Source organism: Corynebacterium tardum, assembly GCF_046717785.1.
Lineage (GTDB): Bacteria > Actinomycetota > Actinomycetes > Mycobacteriales > Mycobacteriaceae > Corynebacterium.
The window spans coordinates 137051-154050 of record NZ_CP177104.1 but is presented as its reverse complement, the minus strand read 5'-3'; the positions used below and the strand labels follow the sequence as shown (position 1 = coordinate 154050).

17 protein-coding genes and 2 tRNA genes are annotated in these 17000 nt (G+C 63.4%); 5 read left to right on the top strand and 14 right to left on the bottom strand.

What is annotated here, in order from left to right:
• Positions 1–53: 53 nt before the first annotated feature.
• Positions 54–3005, bottom strand: coding sequence for a VWA domain-containing protein (locus ACLI1P_RS00820; protein WP_411709177.1), 2952 nt, complete (start codon positions 3003–3005; stop codon positions 54–56).
• Positions 3005–3850 carry a hypothetical protein gene (locus ACLI1P_RS00815; protein ID WP_411709176.1) on the bottom strand — a complete coding sequence of 282 codons (846 nt, stop codon included), beginning with the start codon at positions 3848–3850 and terminating at the stop codon, positions 3005–3007. The genes ACLI1P_RS00820 and ACLI1P_RS00815 overlap by 1 nt, the downstream gene beginning before the upstream one ends.
• Before the next feature lie 445 nt (positions 3851–4295).
• Here ACLI1P_RS00815 and ACLI1P_RS00810 point away from each other — a divergent pair, with 445 nt between their 5' ends.
• The 4 genes from ACLI1P_RS00810 to ACLI1P_RS00795 all read left to right on the top strand — a co-directional run bounded on the left by ACLI1P_RS00810 (position 4296) and on the right by ACLI1P_RS00795 (position 6367).
• Complete coding sequence (locus ACLI1P_RS00810; RefSeq protein WP_408929927.1) at positions 4296–5030, top strand: queuosine precursor transporter; 735 nt, start codon at positions 4296–4298, stop codon at positions 5028–5030.
• 119 nt (positions 5031–5149) lie between these two features.
• Positions 5150–5359 carry a type II toxin-antitoxin system RelB family antitoxin gene (relB, locus tag ACLI1P_RS00805; protein WP_296132987.1) on the top strand — a complete coding sequence of 70 codons (210 nt, stop codon included), beginning with the start codon at positions 5150–5152 and terminating at the stop codon, positions 5357–5359.
• A gap of 2 nt (positions 5360–5361) precedes the next feature.
• The gene (locus ACLI1P_RS00800; protein WP_296132986.1) at positions 5362–5646 is read left to right on the top strand and encodes a type II toxin-antitoxin system RelE family toxin; all 285 of its coding nucleotides are present in this window, start codon (positions 5362–5364) and stop codon (positions 5644–5646) included.
• On the top strand, positions 5639–6367 hold the full coding sequence (locus ACLI1P_RS00795) for a sortase (RefSeq protein WP_411709175.1): 729 nt from the start codon (positions 5639–5641) through the stop codon (positions 6365–6367). The genes ACLI1P_RS00800 and ACLI1P_RS00795 overlap by 8 nt, the downstream gene beginning before the upstream one ends.
• Here the strand turns inward: ACLI1P_RS00795 and tgt are convergent.
• From tgt to ACLI1P_RS00765, 6 genes are all read right to left on the bottom strand, one after another.
• Positions 6355–7638 (bottom strand): tRNA guanosine(34) transglycosylase Tgt, encoded by a 1284-nt coding sequence (gene tgt / locus ACLI1P_RS00790; RefSeq protein ID WP_411709174.1) that lies wholly within the window; start codon positions 7636–7638, stop codon positions 6355–6357. The genes ACLI1P_RS00795 and tgt overlap by 13 nt on opposite strands.
• Positions 7639–7644: 6 nt before the next feature.
• A complete protein-coding gene (locus tag ACLI1P_RS00785; RefSeq protein ID WP_411709173.1) occupies positions 7645–10050 on the bottom strand; it encodes an MMPL family transporter in 2406 nt (801 codons plus the stop codon).
• Between the two features lie 305 nt (positions 10051–10355).
• A tRNA-Ser gene (locus ACLI1P_RS00780) sits at positions 10356–10446 on the bottom strand.
• Positions 10447–10537: 91 nt separating this feature from the next.
• Positions 10538–10735 carry a CsbD family protein gene (locus ACLI1P_RS00775; RefSeq protein ID WP_296135082.1) on the bottom strand — a complete coding sequence of 66 codons (198 nt, stop codon included), beginning with the start codon at positions 10733–10735 and terminating at the stop codon, positions 10538–10540.
• A 93-nt stretch (positions 10736–10828) separates the two neighbouring features.
• Entirely contained in the window at positions 10829–11260 is a 432-nt protein-coding gene (locus ACLI1P_RS00770; RefSeq protein ID WP_411709731.1) for a nucleoside deaminase, read from the bottom strand.
• A 34-nt stretch (positions 11261–11294) separates the two neighbouring features.
• Positions 11295–11798, bottom strand: coding sequence for a tRNA adenosine deaminase-associated protein (locus ACLI1P_RS00765; RefSeq protein ID WP_411709172.1), 504 nt, complete (start codon positions 11796–11798; stop codon positions 11295–11297).
• A 39-nt stretch (positions 11799–11837) separates the two neighbouring features.
• On the opposite strand from ACLI1P_RS00765, the gene ACLI1P_RS00760 reads away from it, so the two are divergent.
• Complete coding sequence (locus tag ACLI1P_RS00760; RefSeq protein ID WP_411709171.1) at positions 11838–12866, top strand: prephenate dehydrogenase; 1029 nt, start codon at positions 11838–11840, stop codon at positions 12864–12866.
• 331 nt (positions 12867–13197) lie between these two features.
• Here ACLI1P_RS00760 and ACLI1P_RS00755 read toward each other — a convergent pair whose 3' ends face one another.
• The 6 genes from ACLI1P_RS00755 to ACLI1P_RS00730 all read right to left on the bottom strand — a co-directional run bounded on the left by ACLI1P_RS00755 (position 13198) and on the right by ACLI1P_RS00730 (position 16998).
• Positions 13198–13386, bottom strand: a complete 189-nt coding sequence (locus ACLI1P_RS00755) for a hypothetical protein (RefSeq protein ID WP_070444283.1) — start codon at positions 13384–13386, stop codon at positions 13198–13200.
• Between the two features lie 11 nt (positions 13387–13397).
• Entirely contained in the window at positions 13398–14516 is a 1119-nt protein-coding gene (locus tag ACLI1P_RS00750) for a trypsin-like serine protease (protein WP_411709170.1), read from the bottom strand.
• The gene (locus ACLI1P_RS00745; RefSeq protein WP_411709169.1) at positions 14516–15421 is read right to left on the bottom strand and encodes a DUF418 domain-containing protein; all 906 of its coding nucleotides are present in this window, start codon (positions 15419–15421) and stop codon (positions 14516–14518) included. The genes ACLI1P_RS00750 and ACLI1P_RS00745 overlap by 1 nt, the downstream gene beginning before the upstream one ends.
• A gap of 116 nt (positions 15422–15537) precedes the next feature.
• Entirely contained in the window at positions 15538–16017 is a 480-nt protein-coding gene (locus tag ACLI1P_RS00740) for a hypothetical protein (RefSeq protein ID WP_411709168.1), read from the bottom strand.
• Positions 16018–16068: 51 nt separating this feature from the next.
• Positions 16069–16770, bottom strand: a complete 702-nt coding sequence (locus ACLI1P_RS00735; RefSeq protein WP_411709167.1) for a type 1 glutamine amidotransferase domain-containing protein — start codon at positions 16768–16770, stop codon at positions 16069–16071.
• Between the two features lie 152 nt (positions 16771–16922).
• Positions 16923–16998 (bottom strand) — tRNA-Arg (locus ACLI1P_RS00730).
• Positions 16999–17000: the final 2 nt, after the last annotated feature.

Genomic DNA, 17000 nt, shown 5'->3' with positions numbered 1-17000 from the left:
AACTACCTTTCGAAGGGGTTCGCTTGTGTGCTGATGTGTGTCTTTATGCGGGATTATTTCTGCGGGCCAAACCCGGGTGAAGGAGGCTGGCCACCGCCATTACCAGGGCCGCCAGAGCTACCCGGCTGGCCGAAGCCCTGCTGCCCAAAGCCGGACGGGCCGGACTGGCCAGGCTTGCCGGGCTGACCGAATCCAGACGGGCCAGACTGTCCTGCCTGACCGGGCTGGCCGAAGCCGCCGCCGAACCCAGACTGACCAGGCTTGGACTGGCCAGGCTGCGACTGGCCGAAACCACCGGGCTGGGGCTGGCCAAAGCCACCAGGCTGCGAGGAACGTTGCGGGCCAGGCTTTCCGGGCTGACCGGGCTGGCCGGACGGTGCCTGCGGGCCACGCGGCGGCTGCTGTCCGGGCTGGCCCGGGCGCGCCTGCGGAGCGGACTGCCCCGGCTGCGCGGCGGGACCGGACTGCTTGGGCTGCTTCGGCTGCTTCTCTGCGGGGAACTCGACCTGGTCAAACAGCGGCAGGGCCTGACGGCTGATGTCGGAAGACAGCTCGTCGTACTTGGCGGACTGCGCCAGCGTGTCCACGGTCAGGACAATCTCGCCGGAATCCGGGTCGTTCTCGTTGCGCACGAGGAACCAGGTGTTCTGAATAGCCAGCGGAAGAACCGCACGGGAGCCAGACTTCTTGCCCGTTCCAGCGATGGAGCCATCGCGCTGGACCTCAACGTGGGCGGCGGTGAACGGGCTCAGTCCCATCTTGACCTTGGCCTCGTAGGAGGTCAGCTGCGCGGAGCGCGCGGTGGTGCTGACCGGCACGGCGCCCTGGAACTCATCCTTGTTGATCTCAAACGGGCGGCCCTTGTCGGTGCGGATGAGGGTGGAGCCCTCGCGCTTGACCGGAATCTTCTTGGCAAACATGCGCGGCTTCTGCGGAATGCGTCCAGCGAACCACTTCATGATGTAGAGGATGGCCAGCGGAATGAGCAGGGCCAACAGAACCGCCAAGACAAAGGCCAGGCCGAAGGCCGACTTGCTGATCGGAGCGCTCATGGAGCCCTGCAGGGTCAGCGGCAGCTCAATCTGCTGGTTGTCCTCGGCGGACTGCAGAGTGATGGCGGGCTCCACGCGCAGCGGGCCATCCGCCATCTCCTCGGCGCTCAGGGTGACCGGGATGGTCTTCTTCTCATCCTTGGCCAACTCGAGGGCGGAGTCCTCGGAGTTGTTCGCGGAGGACACCTTGAGGGACTGGATGCCGGACGGGAGCATTCCGTCAGCAGCGTCCACCGTCTGATCCGCAATCCAGACCTTGCCGGGGCCGGTCACGGGAACGTCGACAGTAATTTCCTTGTCCGTCATCGTGATGGTCTGGGCAGAGCCGGCAGTCGGCATGTTCACCGGGGTCACCGTCAGCGGGGTTTCCGCGTTGATGGGATCCAGCTTGGAGCCAGGGCGGTCGCCTGCCCCCTTGGTGGTGATGTTCACACTGGTCACCAGCTTGCCAGCGCCGGCCTCCTCCACCTTATCCAGCGGAATGTCCACCGGGTTGCCATCGGTAATCGGGGCGTTATCCACCAGGGTCACGGGTGAGCCGTCCTCCGGGACGAACTCGACGTGGAGCGTACCTTCGCCATCAAGCGAGCGGGCCTCCCCTTTGCCGTCGACAAGCTGGCCCTTGAGAATCTGGTCGGAGTTGATGCCGCCCTCGACCTTCGAGCCGTCCTCGCGCTTGAGGTCCAGGGTAAGGCCCGGGACCATGACCACGGACGCAAGGTACTCGCCCTCGGTGCCCTCAGCCACCTTGTAGCCGAAGTTCCAGGCGCCAGCCCAGTCATCGCCGTCCTTTTCCATGGCGATGTCAACCATGCCCGGGAGCTTGTCGTTTTCCGTCACGGTTACCTTTGCGCCAGCCACCTTCGTGGTCTCCGGGGTGAGCTCAACGACTTCACCGTTCGGGCCAGTCAGGGTCGGCACCAGGTCTCCCTCGCCCACCGAGTTCTTCGGAACGGCGGACAGGCGCACCGGGGACACCGAGTCATCCAAGACGAAATCGAAGTTGTCCTTGAGGTTTCCTTCCTTGGTCACGCCACCAGAGGTCGGAATGAGGTTACGGAAGGCGGCGAAGAGCGCGGCGGGTTCCTCACCCGCGTCGAAGAATGCGCCGTTGGCTGCGCCCTGGCCACAATCGTCGCCCTCAGCCATGCGGGTGAGCTGGCTGATCTGGTCCTGGGCCTCCGCGGCTGGGACGAGTCCGACGTTGAACAGGCGGATGTTGGAGTTACGGAACGCCGTCACCGAGGAGTTCGGCTCACAGAGCTTATCCTGGGCGCCCTTGAGGTCGTTGGCCTCGGCGTCCGTGTAGTACTTGCCGTCGGTGAAGAACACGATGGAACGGCAGTTGCTGCCCTCGCGGGCGGCGAACTCCTTGAGCGCGCCGTTGTAAGCGGCACCGTAGTTGGTCTCCAGATCGCTGACGCGGTCATCCTGGCGGAACTTGTCCAGCTCCGCGTCCAGGGCATCGCCCTTGCCGGAGACGTTAGTCCAGTCGCCGTACTCGGCGGGGTCACTGTAATACTCGGAGCCGAAACCGGCGAGCTTGACGTTGATGTCCGCGCCATTGTCCTGGCCCAAGTTGGCCAGCTGCTTCACAATGTCCGACGTCGCATCGACGCGGAAGAAGTCAGCGTCCGTGGGCTTCGAGCCCTCGTAGCCCACGAGAGACGCGGACTGATCCAGCACGAGGAGCAGGTCCGCGGACTTCTCGCTAGCAATACAGGAGCCGAAATCGGACAGGTTCTTCTGCGAGACCTCAGACAGAGTGGACTCGGAGCCAATGCCTTCCTGCTGCTCCGGGGCCGGCGGCTGGTTCTCTTCCGGTTTATCCTCCGGGGCATCCGGTGCGGGCGGCGCGGGCGGGGCGTCTTGCGCCACGGCGCCCAGGCTTCCGCCGAATCCGGCCAGCAGCAAGGTGCCGGCGACAGCGAGTGCGCGAGTGTACTTCTTCATTAGGCGCCGACCGCCTTTCCTACGTAGAACGCAATCTCCACGGCCGCCACGATGACGAGGACGAAACTGCCGCCCATGATGACGCGGTACAGCAAGGTCTGCGTGGTGTTTTCGATATAGAAGGTCTCTGCCTGGCGCTGCGTGTTCTTCAGTGTGTACAGACCCAAGAAGATAAAGGACACGATGCCCGCCAAGAGCCAGCCGCCGATGGCCAGACCGAAGTACAGGCCCTGCGTCGGAGCGGAGGCCAGCGGCGCCACGATGAGCAGAATCAGAGCGATGACAGCGGAGACTCCCGCCGCGATGAGCAGCGGCCACGGGCCTTCCGTCGGGGTGGTCGGGGCAACTGCCTTGCGCTGTGAATCCTGCGCCGGTGCCTTCTGGCTAAAGCCGCCGGGGCTGCTCGGGGAGCCGAATCCGGAACCAGACTTGGCCCCAGAGTTAGACCCAGAGTTGGACCCAGCGCTCGCGGGTGCGGCCGGGGCACTTCCAAACCCCTGACCGGAGCCTCCACCGGAGTTACCCGCCGGGCGCGGTGCGGGGCTGCTGGGCGCGCCAAAGCCGGAACCAGAGCCGAATCCCGAACCCGAACCAAATCCAGAACCAGGGTTAGAGCCGGAACCAGGATTAGAGCCAGGCTTAGGAGCGGAGGCGGGACGGCTGGGCGAGCCAAAGCCAGATCCGCTCGGGGAACCAAAACCGGAGCCACTCGGCGAACCGAAGCCGGAGCCCTGCGCGGGCTTCCCTGCAGAAGGCTGACCCGCGGAAGGCTGGCCCTGCGAGGGCTTGCCCTGCGGCGGGCGGCCGCCGAACTGCGGCGAGGAGCCAGGAGAACCAAATGTCATTGCGACGACTTTCTCTATAACGCGTGTTCCCTCTCGCCACGTCCCCCGCCTCCCTGCGCCGAGGGGCAGAAAGGCGGCGTCGCAGCCAGAGAGAGGAGAGTACTGAAAGTGAAGGTAGTCGCACCCCCGGACACGGCACCTGCTCACCGCCGCGCACAGCCACACGTGTTCGAACACTGCCGAAAAGTGTCTGGCTTTTCTACGCCACAACGAGCAGGAAACGCGCAGGGAACGCGAAAACTCTGCAAGCAAAAGAATGCCATACAGCGGATACTTTTTCTGCCCAGTAGAGCAATCTCTTCGCCCCACCGACCCAAGGACCACGCAGAAAACGGGGTTTTACAGCGGAATGTGTACCTTAAATCGGCTCAAGGAGTACTCCCCACCGTGAATACTGGGCCTACCCCATTTAGAGTTCCCCCAGTTTCGTGCAAAGATACTGAGCATGACAAATCAATCGGCAACCGCAACCACCGCTCACGGTGGCGAGAGCATCCGATTCATCCCGGTACATTCCACTTTGTACCCGTGGCTGGTCACGGTGTTCGTCGTCACGTTCCTCATCTCGAACATCAACGCCACGAAGGGCGTCCAGCTCGGCCCGCTCATTACTGACGGCGCCTTCTTCCTCTTCCCCCTCGCCTACATCGTGGGCGATGTCCTCTCCGAGTGCTACGGCTTCAAGTCCACCCGCCGCGCCGTCTACATCGGCTTCGCCATGGCCATTCTGGCGGCGCTGTCCTTCTATATCGCCATCTGGCTGCCCGCCGCGGACTTCTACGAGGGCCAGGAGGCCTTCGAGGCCACGTTGGGCCTGGTTCCGCAGATCCTCGCCGCCTCCCTGGCCGGCTACGTCGTAGGCCAGCTGCTGAACTCCTTCACGCTGGTGAAGATGAAGGCCCGCTCGGGCGAGAAGGGCCTCATCGCCCGCCTGGTCGCCTCCACCGTCGTCGGTGAGTTCGGCGACACCCTGCTGTTCTGCGCCATCGCAGCACCCGTCATCGGTATCGATTCCTTCGGCGGCTTCGTCAACTACGTCGTCGTGGGCTTCCTCTGGAAGACCGCCTGCGAGGTCATCATGCTGCCGCTGACCACCGTGGTTATCTCCTGGGTCAAGCGCCGTGAGGATTACGTGCCTATCGACGAGGCCGAAACCTCTGCGTCAGCGCCATCTAAGTAGCAGCGACCTGTCCCGAATTTTCACCCCCTTGGCACACACTGTGCTGCGGGGGTCTATTTCTCTCTTCCCTTTGCTCTCCCCATTGAATACAATGTATTCACGATGGTTAAGGAGGAAATATGGCGACTTTGACAATTCGCATGGATGATAACGACGCTGAACTCGTTCGGAATCTAGCTGCCTTTGAGGGCCGTACAATATCTGATTTTGCCCGAGCAGCGCTTTTAGAACGGGCCGAAGACTACTACGATCTTCAGGAACTGCGCGCAGCAATGGCAGAAGATTCTGGCGAACGGTTTAGCCTTGATGAGGTCCTCGAGGATCTCTAAAGATGCAGGAGAGAATCACTTCATATCACGTCGAATTCACGTCGAAAGCCCGCAAACAGCTAAAGAAGTTTGACCGATTCGATGCGCGAATCATCGTGACCTGGATCCAAAAGAACCTCGAAGGCTGCGAAGACCCTCGAGCTCTCGGAAAAGGATTGACTTCAAACCGTTCAGGTGAATGGCGCTATCGGGTCGGTTCTTACCGCATTCTGGCGTATATCCACGACCAGAAAGTAACGATTGAGGTATTCGCTATTGGCCACCGGAAGGACATCTACGATGCCTAAGCGTCTGCGAACTTCCCTCATCCCCGCCCTGAGCCTGGCCACGGCGCTCAGCCTTGTGGCGTGCTCAGGTACGGAAGAAGGCCCGTCGTCTGACACGACAAGCGACGCGGCCGCGTCGGAGTCGATGACGGTGAGCAGTGAGACGTCGTCAAGCGCAGCGCCCACCCCTCCCCCACTCAATGAGGGCCCTGCACCCGCCCTGACCGGCACGTTTGAGATGGACGGCCCGGCCACCATCACGGGCGCCACGTACGATTCCATGCCTTTTGTCACCCCGCTGAACCCCGCCGGCCCACAGGCCACGATGGTGCGCTGGGTGGACGGCTGGGGCCAGTCCCCCGCCACCGCGGAACAGGGCACGACCTACGTGTTGGGACACGCCTGGGGCCAGCAGAAACTCGTGTTCAACCCGTTCTCCGAGGTCGTTACCGCCAACGTAGACTTGGGCGCTCCCACCACGGTGGAGGGCCTCGACGGGGTGCAGGTGCAGCGCTTTACGACGTCCACCCTCAACGGCGCCCACGTCCGCATGACCTCGGGCGATGGGGCGGGCCGCGAGTGGATCGTGGACAACGCCTTCCTCGTAGGCAAGGACCAGCTAGGCAGCGACGCCGACCTGATGAACACCGAGGTGCCCGGGCGCATCGTGCTCATTGCCTGCGCCGTCGACGGTTACACGGACCTGGATTACAACGTCATCGTCACCGGTCACTTGGCGTAATAGCGCCCCAGGAACTCGTCGCGGTAGGCCTCGTAGTAGCCGCCGTCGATAGCGGCGCGGATGTTGTCCACGAGGCGAATCATGAACTCCACGTTGTGGATGGTGCACAGCGTGCCCGCCAGGAATTCCTTGGCCTTGAGCAGGTGATGGATGTAGGCGCGGGAGTAATTCTCCGACACGTAGCCGCCGAACTCCTCGTCCACGCCCGCGAAGTCCCGCTTGAAACGGGCATTGGTGAGGTTGAGCCGGCCGTCGAGGGTGTAGACGCCGCCGCGGCGCGCCAGGCGGGTGGGCGCGACGCAGTCGAAGGTATCGGCCCCGGCCTCGACGGCGGTAAAGATGTCATCCGGCTCGGAGATCCCCAGCAGGTGCCGAGGCTTGCCGACGGGCAACTCGTCGCACACCCAGCCCACAATCGTGCCCAGGTTCTCCTTCTCCAGAGCGCCACCGATGCCGAAGCCGCCGAAGCCGCGCCGGCCATTCGCTTCGGCCTGATCGGAGAGCTCCACCAGCCCGCGGGCGGCCTGGCGGCGCAGGTCCTCGTACTGTGCGCCCTGCACCACGCCCCACAGGGACTGGCGCGGCTTCTGCGGACCGCGGGCGAGAGTCAGGCGGTCGTGCTCGTCCAGGCAGCGCTGCGCCCAGCGGCGCGTGCGCTCCACGGATTCCTCCTGGTAGGTGCGGGTATCCACGAGCGTGGTGAGCTCGTCGAAGGCGAACATGATGTCCGCGCCCAGGCCGTGCTGGATCTGCATGGAGACTTCCGGGGTGAAGCGGTGCGTGGAGCCATCAATAAAGGACTTGAAGTCCACGCCGTCCTCATCCACCTGGGCCATGCGCTCCTTCTTGGCCGCACGAATATCGGAGTCCGTCAGGTCCGCCACGTCCATGGCCAGGACCTTCTTGAACCCCACCCCCAGGGACATGACCTGGAATCCGCCCGAGTCGGTATAGGTGGGCCCGTGCCAGTTCTCGAAGGCGGCCACGCCGCCGGCCTCGTCCACGATGTCGTGGCCCGGCTGCAGGTAGAGGTGATACGCGTTCGACAGGATGGCCTGCGCACCGGTCAACCGGATCTGCTCCGGGGTGAGCGTCTTCACCGTGGCCTTGGTGGCCACCGGAATGAACGCCGGGGTTTGGATATCGCCATGCGGGGTATGGATAACACCGGTGCGGCCGTGCTTTCCCGGCTGCGCTGGGCCGCTCAAGTCCAGCTCCTTCGTCACGTCGAAGGACAGGTCGGTCTCCAGCTGCGGCTTAGGGTGAGTCATAAGGCCTTAGTCTACTGGCTGCGCCGCCCCGTGCTTGCGCTCCCATTCTTCCTCGAGCGCAGTGCCCTCGATGTCCAGCTGCGGGATGAGCTTGTCCAGCCACTTCGGCATCCACCACGTGGTGTGCCCCATGAGGAACATGGTGGCGGGGACTAAGGACATGCGGACCAAGAAGGCGTCGAAAAGCACGCCTGCCGCCAGCGCGAAGCCGAAGATCTGGATGAAGGGCAGCGGCTGGTTAATGAAGGCCACGAACACCGCAATCATGATGATCGCCGCGGCGGTGACCACGCGGGCACCGGCGGTAAAGCCCGCAATGGTGGCCTCGTCGTTGGCGTTGTACTTGCTGTACTGCCCACCCGTTCCCTGCGGGTAGCGCGAGATGTGCTCGCGCATGCGCGTGACCAGGAAGACCTGGTAGTCCATGGCCAGGCCGAAGGTCACGCCGATGAGGAAGATGGGCATGAAGGAAATCAGCGGGCCCGGCGCGGGCACCAGACCGGTCAGGCCGTCCTGCCACACCAGGATGGTAAGGCCGAAAGCACCGCCGACGGAGAGCAGGAAGCCCAGGCCCGCCACCAGCGGCACCAAGATGGAACGGAACACCGCCAGCAGCAGGACGATAGCCAGGCCCACCACGATGGCAAGGTAGGGTCCCATGGCCCCCTCAAGGCGCTCGGTGATATCGAGCTGCACGGCGGTCAGGCCCGTCATGCCGATCTCGGCGCCCGTGGTGTCCTCCAACTCGGCACTGGCGGTGCGCAGGGCGGAAGCGGTGCCGATGGTCTTCTCATCCGTCGGAGCGGTAGTCGGCGTGATCATGATCTGCGCCGCGGTGGAATCCGAGTTCACGCCCACCAGCTGCGCGTGTTTGACGCCGCCGACCTGGTTGAGGCGCTGCGCGGAGTAGATGAAGGAGGCCAGCGCGGCCTTGTGCTGCGGGCCGTCATCGCCCTGCTGGCTGGTGACGTACGGCTGCAGCGCGGCCGAGTCCGGGTTGGCGGTGGAGCCGTCCACGATGACGAGGAACGGGCCGTTGATGCCCGGGCCGAAGCCCTCAGAGAGCAGGTCCGCGGCCTTGCGCTGAGTGGTGTCCGGATTGGACGTCGTATCCGCCGGCAGGGCGAGCTCCATGTGCAGCACCGGGGCGGTCAACGCGCCGAGGCCCAGCACCACCAAGGCCATGACGACGCCGGGCATCTTCTGGACCGTGCGCGCCCAGCGGTTGCCCATGGTCGGGCGGTTGCGGCGCGGGCGGCGCTTGGTGGGGTTGCCCGCCACGCCGGGGATGCGCCCAGCAAAGGCCTTATCACCGAGCAGACCCAACAGAGCCGGCACCAAGGTGAGTGCCACGAGGACAGCCATGAGCACCGTGCCAGCGGCGGCCAGTCCCATGGCGGTCAGGAAGCCGATGCGCGCCACCAGCAGCGCGAAGAGCGCGATGAACACGGTCGCGCCGGCAAAGACCACCGAGGAGCCCGCCGTGCCCACGGCCATACCGGCGGCATCCGGCCCGTCCATGCGGGAGCGCTCCTGCCGGAAGCGCGACATGATGAACAGCGCATAGTCGATGCCCACCGCCAGGCCAATCATCACTGCCAGCACCGGGGTGAGGTTGTTGAGCTCGATCCAGTGCGTGGCGATCATGACGCCCATGGCGCCCAGACCCACGCCCACGACCGCGGAGATGAGCGGCATGCCGGCGGAGACCAGCGAGCCGAACGTCACGATCAGAACAATGAACGCCACGGCCAGGCCGATGATCTCCGAGATGGAGTTGACCTCGATGTCATCGCCGAAACCGGCACCGCCCGCCTCGACCTCGAGGCCGGCGTCGCGGCCGATATCCATGGCCTCATGGACCACCTCTTTGTCCTCCGAGGCTACCGAGTACGGACTCTCCGCGTTGAAATCAAAAGTGGTGTAGGCGATGGTTTCATCAGCATTGACCATGGCGAGGTTGTCAGCATCCGCCCGCGCGGTGTCCTCCGGCAGGCCCATCGACGTGAACTGGTCAATGACCTGCTGCTGCAGCGCCGGCGAGACCTCCAACGGGTTGCCCCAGCGCTGCTGGCTGCCCTCCGGGATGTCCAAACCCTCAGCAATGTGGTGCACCACGTCCTCGACCGCTTCTTTATTCTGCGGATCGCTGAGCTTCTCCCCCTCCGGGGCCTTGAAGACTAGGTTGACCGACGGCGCGTTCGCCGGGTTGCCGTTTTCCGGGAAGAGCTCCACCGCACGCTGGGTAGCGTCGATAGCGGGCGTGCCGCTGATAGAGTACTCGGTGGTCATGGACTTCATCAGCGCCAGCGTTGCACCGCCGGCCGCCACCACGATGAGGATCCAGGCGATGATGACCTTCCATCGATTGATGTAAGACCAGCGGCCTAGGCGGTAGAGCAGCTTTGCCACAAAGTTTCCCCTCTAAGATGCGCGCCTGTGCTGCGCGGTGCTTCTGGTAGTGGACACGAATGTGCACCAGTCTAACCAGCTGGGCTGTGAAGCCCTAACGGTGTCACGCTCGCCAGCAGGACACCACCACGTAGCTGGTGGCCCTTCTTTCTATTTTTCCATTGCGGGTGCTTCAAAGCGGATGGACAATGGTCAAAGGAGCAGAGAAGACAAATAAACTTCTCGCCCTTCAGACTGAAGAACCCCGAACACCTTATTCATAAACAAAACCGGCACCCCAGAGCTAAAAACTGGAGTGCCGGATGTGGCGGTGGCGGCGGGATTTGAACCCGCGGTTGGGGGTTACCCAACAATCGCTTTCGAGGCGATCACCTTCGGCCGCTCGGACACGCCACCGCGTTCCAGATTACGGGAGTCGTCCCGAGCGACAAAATCGCTGCCCACGCCAGGCGGCGGGGACAGCGATTCAGCTCTTTAAGGCTAGGAATTAGTCCTTGAGGTTACCGATGACCTCGTTGGCCTTATCCTTGATGCCCTCGACGGCGTCGGAAGCCTTCTGCTTGGCCTCAGAGGTGACCTGGTCGGCCTTGCCCTCGTTCTCCAGGTTCTCGTTGTCAGTCACGTCGCCGGCAGCTTCCTTGGCCTTGCCGACGAACTCGTCCTTCTTGTTCTCGAAGTCACCCATAGTTTTCTCCTTTATCTATCAGCGTTTCTGATGTGGCCCCCAGCCTACACCCGATTCGGAGGTTATTGGAGGGCTCGTAGCCCGCATTCGCTCTCAGCGAATTCCACCGAAGAAATCGGTGAGCATGGTCGCGCACTCTCCCTCCAGCACTCCGCCGCGTACCTCGGGAACGTGGAGGGCGCCGGGGGCGCGGAGGACGTCGACAAGCGAGCCGCATGCCCCCGTCTTAGGTTCAAAGGCACCAAAGACCACCGAGGACACCCGGGAAGCCTGAATCGCGCCCGCACACATGGCGCACGGCTCCAAGGTGACAACCAGCTCGCAGCCCTCCAGCCGCCAACCGTCGCCCAGCACCTGCACCGCCTGGCGTATGGCGTCCACCTCCGCGTGCACTGTGGGGTCATTCAGCTGCTCGCGGCGGTTAACGCCGGTGGCGAGTTCTTCACCGGCGGCGTCGTACAGCACGGCACCCACCGGGATATCCCCCGGCGGCGTGGTGCGCGCGACCTCCAGGGCGCGGTGCATACGGGCCTCCGCGCGCACCAGCCCCTCTGCGGGCCTAAGCGTCATCCGAGTCGAGGCCGTCGATGAACTCCTCCAGCTCATCGCCAAAACCTAGGTCCCCGGCGATACGCAGCAGCATGTCGGACGGCCAGTCCTCATCGTTGTCGATGATGTAGCCCAGCTGGTCCTCATCCAGGCCAAGATCGGTGAAGATATCGAAGTCGCCATCGCCGTACGGGTCGGCGTCCTCCCACTCGTCCTCGTCCAAATCCGGAATTTCGATGTCGCGCAGGTCCAGGAAGTCCGCGGCGAAGTCGTCTTCGGCGGCATAGGTAGCGTCGGAAAGCAGCACCCGCACATCCCCCGGCACCGGGCGGACCACGACGAAATAGTCATCCTCCACGCACAACAGCGCAAAGGCTGCGCCCTGGGAACGCAGGTTGCGCACCGCCTTAATCGAGGTCTGGACATCATCGAAGTCATCCTCGAAGGGGCGAATCACCCAACCCGCCTCGGAACGGGCGACGGTGACGGAAAAGGACAGATCGTCATGGCTCATACCTCGTCAGATTAGTCGGGTTGTGCCACAATTGTCACCGTGAGTTCTCAAGATGTTCAACGCCCCGTCTGCATTATCGGCCTCGGTCTGATTGGTGGGTCCCTCCTGCGTGACCTCGTCGCCGGCAAGCACCCCGTCTACGGCTACAACCACTCCACCTCCGGCGCCCGCACCGCCATTAAACAGGGCTACGACGTCACGAACGATCTGCCCGCCATCCTGCGCCGCGCGGAAGCGGACAACGCGCTCATCGTCATCGCCGTGCCCATGAGCGCGGTGGCGGAGGTCCTCGACGCCATCCAGGAGCACGCCCCGACCTGCCCGCTGACCGACGTCGTCTCGGTCAAGACCGAGGTGCGCCAGCTCATCACCGAGCGCGGCATGGACGCCCGCTACGTGGGCGGTCACCCCATGGCGGGTACCGCCGAGTCCGGTTGGGAGAACTCGAAGACCGGGCTGTTTGACCGCGCCGCCTGGGTTATTACGTACGACTTCGCGGCCGAGTGCGAGGCCCGCGGGGAGCGCGTGCCCGCCGAGTGGGAGGCCACGTTTGCCGATGTTGTACGCATGACCCAGATGGTCCACGCGGAGGCCGTCCCGGTGCGCGTGGTCAACCACGATGCCGCGGTGGCCCGCATTTCTCACCTGCCGCACGTGCTGGCGGAGACCCTCGCGGTGGTGGGCGATAACGGCGGCATCCTGGCCCAGTCCCTAGCAGCCGGCTCTTTCAAAGACGGTACGCGCGTGGCGGGTACGCGCCCCGATCTGGTCCGCCAGATGTGTGAGACCAACGCGCCGGCCTTGGTCCAAGCCCTCGATGAGGCCCTCGAGTTGCTGCAGGATGCGCGCGATTCGCTGGCCTCGGATACGCCGTCCATCGCTGCGCTTGCCGACGCTGGCTTCCGCGCCCGCACGCGCATCGAAGCCCGCTCGGGGGCTCGTAAGGAATCGGTCTCCCCGATCAAGATTTCCTCCCGCCCAGTCTTGCGCTTGCACCCGGGTGCCCCGAACTGGGTGGCGCAGCTGCGCCAGACCGAGTCCCTGGGCGGGCGAATCGAGATCTTCTAGGCGGCGGAAGGGCTTCCAGCCCTGACCTTCTGCCCTAGCAGGCGGTTTCTCAACTGGTTCTCCTCACCTGGTTCCAGTCAAAAGGTTTCTTTGCCCCCAAACGAACCTTCTGCCTGGTTAAAGATGGTTTACTTGCCCCCAAGGGAACCTTTTGACTGGAGACTTCTGAGTGAAGCCTTTTAGGTCGTGCGCATGGCGTTTTCAGCCCCCAAAGATGCCTTCTAGCGGATGCCTTTTGTGGGGTGCCATTTGCCGACGGTTTGTGGGGTGCCATCGAGCGACCGACTGTGAAGCAGCGTGCGCGGCGGCGTAGTGCGGTGGCGTGGGGCGCTTAGTCGCGGAAGGTGTCGTCGCGGCGCTTGCGGGCTTGGGACTCATCGCGCGTGATGCCAAGCAGCGGGTAGCCAGCAAGGCCCGCCGCTAGGCCCACCGGCAACAACCAGAGCATGCCGGAGGCCAGCCACAACACCACGCCGAGGATGGCGCCAGCGATGAGACACGGAACGAGTTTCTCCTTCATGGAGAAATAGCCTAGTTGGTCCGCCTCCCAGCACCAGACTTGCGACTAATCACCCGCGAGATGATGGCAATCGCGATGAGGCCCATTACCGCAGCAATACCTGCTGGCCACGCGACGGGCGCGCTGACCTGCATCGTGGCCGGCGGTTTCGGGGAGTTGTCGGCGTTGCGGACGCCGTCGGTAGCGCGGCCGCTGGTGACGTCCTCGATCCAGTCGCGAACTTCGACCACGGAAGTAATCGCCGCAGTCGGGGAAGGCAGATCTGGGTCCGCATTAGACGTTCCAGCCGTGGCCACGCCCACAAGGCGACCGTCGACGAAGAACGGTCCGCCTGAGTCGCCGCCTTGCATGCCCTCACCATTAAGGGACTTCACGTCCATGATGGCAGCGGCAATCATCGGGCCCACTCCCCCGAGTTCACCGGCCGGGATACTTTCCGCGCCGTCGGGTCCAACGGCGATCTCTGGCATGTCGCCGCCTTCCATCACCTGGGGCGCGTCGGACGAACCAGGGGCGGGAGCGACCTTTCCGCCGGGGGCAGGCACAGCCATATCGCCAGGAGCCATGGCCCCGGAATCACCCGGAGCCACCGGCGTCATCTTCTCGCCAGACTCGTCTGGGCTAGCCGGTGGGGTGCCGCCGGATAGCAATTCGCCTACTTCCATCTCAGCTATCGGCAGCTGGCCTTTGCGGGCCATGCGGGAGCTGCTGCTCCAGCCATAGAAGTGGCCTTTCTCGCCGGCGGATGGCACCGCATCGGCTAGCTTGGCGGGCTTGACGCCCGCGACGGGTTCGGTGAGATGCATGAGGCCAGCGTCAATAGTCGGTGACACTGCCCAAGAGTCCACGTCATAGACACGGGTGTCCTTGCCCTGGCCAAAGCGTGCCTGCGAGCCCTCGTTGTTGACAGACTCCAAGCAGTGGCGGGCGGTCAGCACCCACTGCTTCGCCACCAGCGTGCCGGTGCAATCGCCGAAGTTTCCTATCGTGCCCATCCGCAGCGCGGCCACGGCCGCGCTCTCCTCAGTGTCCGGAGCGGGCTGGGCAAATTCCAGGGCCATGGCCGGCGCAGCGCCGATCCACAGGACCACAGAGCTGGCCAAAACAGCAGTTATCTTTCGTGCCGTCATTACGCGGCCACCTCCTTAATTGCCCAAGCCACGACCCTCTCGGCCGGGCCCTTTCCACAGAACTTCCGCCATAGCGCGCTCAGCACCAGGAATGCGAGCACAAAGCCCACTGCTGCGAAGGTGTTGTGCAGGGATACATGGGCTTGCCAATAGCGAGCCGTGAGAATGTGCAGGATATAGATGGTCAATGACATCGAACCCAAAGCGGCGAAGGGGAATGTCAGGCGCGGCAGAGCTCTGCCCAGGATGAGACAGAGATGCAGCACCAGAGCAGTAACCGCCACAGAGAGAAGAATTTCACCGAGCACGCCCGTGTGACCGGTAAAGCGCAGCCAACCAGGAATGGAAGGGTTGAAGCGTTGCCACAGACCAATGCCGGTGACGACGACCGCCACCGCGGTCACAATGGTGTGGGTGCGGCGGGGGCGGGTGAGGTAGACGTCGTAAAGCAGCATCCCCGCCACTAGATACGCCAGGAACGCCACGAGGGGGTAGACCTGCGGAAGGGTGTACGGCGCGTAGAGCGCCGTGGCCGCAGCGGTAGCCAGCGCGAAGAGCACCACCTTCCAGGCCGTGGCCAGCGGCGGCACCCAGGCGGTGAGCGCCATGGCCGCGCCCATCACCACGAGCACCACCTGAATCTCGCCGCCAACGGGCAGCAAGGCCACGCCGAGGAGCATGACTAGGCAGCCTCGAGCCACCAGCTTCATGAACACCCGCAGCGAGTAATCGCGGGCAAGAATCATCATCGTGGTACCTGCAATGATGGCAAACCCTGCCGCCGGCAGTCCGGAGAGCACCACTTTTGTGCTCCAGACCAGGTTGGCCATGTGCAGAATAATCATCCCAATGATGGCCATGGAACGAGCAATATCGAGGCCCACTATTCGGGCGCGCGCTGACACCTATTCATCTCCTTGCAGTCGAAAACGTCGAAAGACCGACCAGGGGCTCTGGCCGGTCTTTTAATTTGTGTGCGTTTTCAGCTCTGCATTTCACCCAGCGCTGCGTGATATACGTCCTAGCGGCTAAGGGCGATGGCTTCCTCATCGCGCACGAGGTAAATGCGCTCAGGGGTTGCGGATGCAGCGGGGTCCACCATCACCGTTACGGGACCTGAAAGTAGGTATATGATGGCTCCGTCCGATTGCGGGCCATAGCAGACGTTATCGGACATCAAATCCCACGTGATCTCTATCTGACTAGCCTCGTTGCTCTCAAAGCTGAAACCGGCGTTATCGCAGGAGAACTCCAAGTACTGGTCCCTAAAGCTCACGTAAAAGGAATCTGGCTGCTGCGCGGACTCCCACTCGGAATTCACCACAAACTCCATCTGCTGCGCATTGGCGGTGACCAAGCCGGCAGGCACGCCAGTAACGATGTTGCGCTGTGAGGATCCAGCTTCCGCTATGCCCGAGCTTCCCGGCAGCTCCGAGGAGCCTGCGCCCGAGAAGAGGGAGGAAATGAAAAGCAGGATAGCGGAGAGAATCGCTTGAATCATGGGCATCATTATATCCGCCACCAGCGGACCCACCGTGCGATCCTCCAGTAATTACTTGTCCAGGTCGGCGAGGATGCGCTTCGCCAGCTCCTCCGAGGACTGCGGGTTCTGGCCCGTGTAAAGGTTGCCGTCCACCACCACGTGGGAGCTCCAGTCCTCTGCGGCTTTGTCGTACTTAACGCCGGCGTTGACCAGCTCGCTCTCTAGGAGCCACTTCGCGTTCTCCGCGAGCCCGGTGGACTCTTCCTCCGTGTTGGAGAACGCGGTCACCTGCTTGCCGGCGAAGGCATTGGTGCCGTCATCGTTCTTCGCAGCCAGGATGGCGGCCGGCGCGTGGCAGAGCAGGGCCAGAGGCGTGCCGGCGGCAAGGCGCTGCGTAAGCAGTGCGCCGGAGACGGGGTCGACCGCCAGGTCCTCCATCGGGCCGTGGCCGCCCGGGTAAAAGACGAGGTCGTAGTCGGCCTCGTTGACGTCTGCCAGAGACTTCGGGGCGTCGAGCTCAGACTTGATGGATTCGAGGTAAGCGCTAATCTTCTCCAGATCCTTGGGATCACCGGCGCCCTCACCCAGGCTCATCTTATCCAGCGTCGGCGCGACCGCGTTGGGGGTTGCCACGGTGATGTCCCAGCCGGCGTCACTAAACAGTTGGTGCGGAACGGCAAGCTCCTCGGCCCAGTACCCGGTTGGGTGAACGGAACCGTCCTTCTGGGTCCAGCCATCTGCTGCACTGACGACGAACAAAACGCTAGCCATGTTCTACTCTCCTTGAAATTCGCGGTTTCGGTTAGGTGCCCCACTATGTCAGAAAACGCGGCGGCGTGCCGTCAGCGTAGGTGGCGAGGCTATGGGAGGAGATATGGACAGCACAAAGCCCCTAGCTGTTTGTCCAGCTAGGGGCTAAGATTTGGTGCGCCCGGAGGGATTCGAACCCCCAACCTTCTGATCCGTAGTCAGATGCTCTATCCGTTGAGCTACGGGCGCAG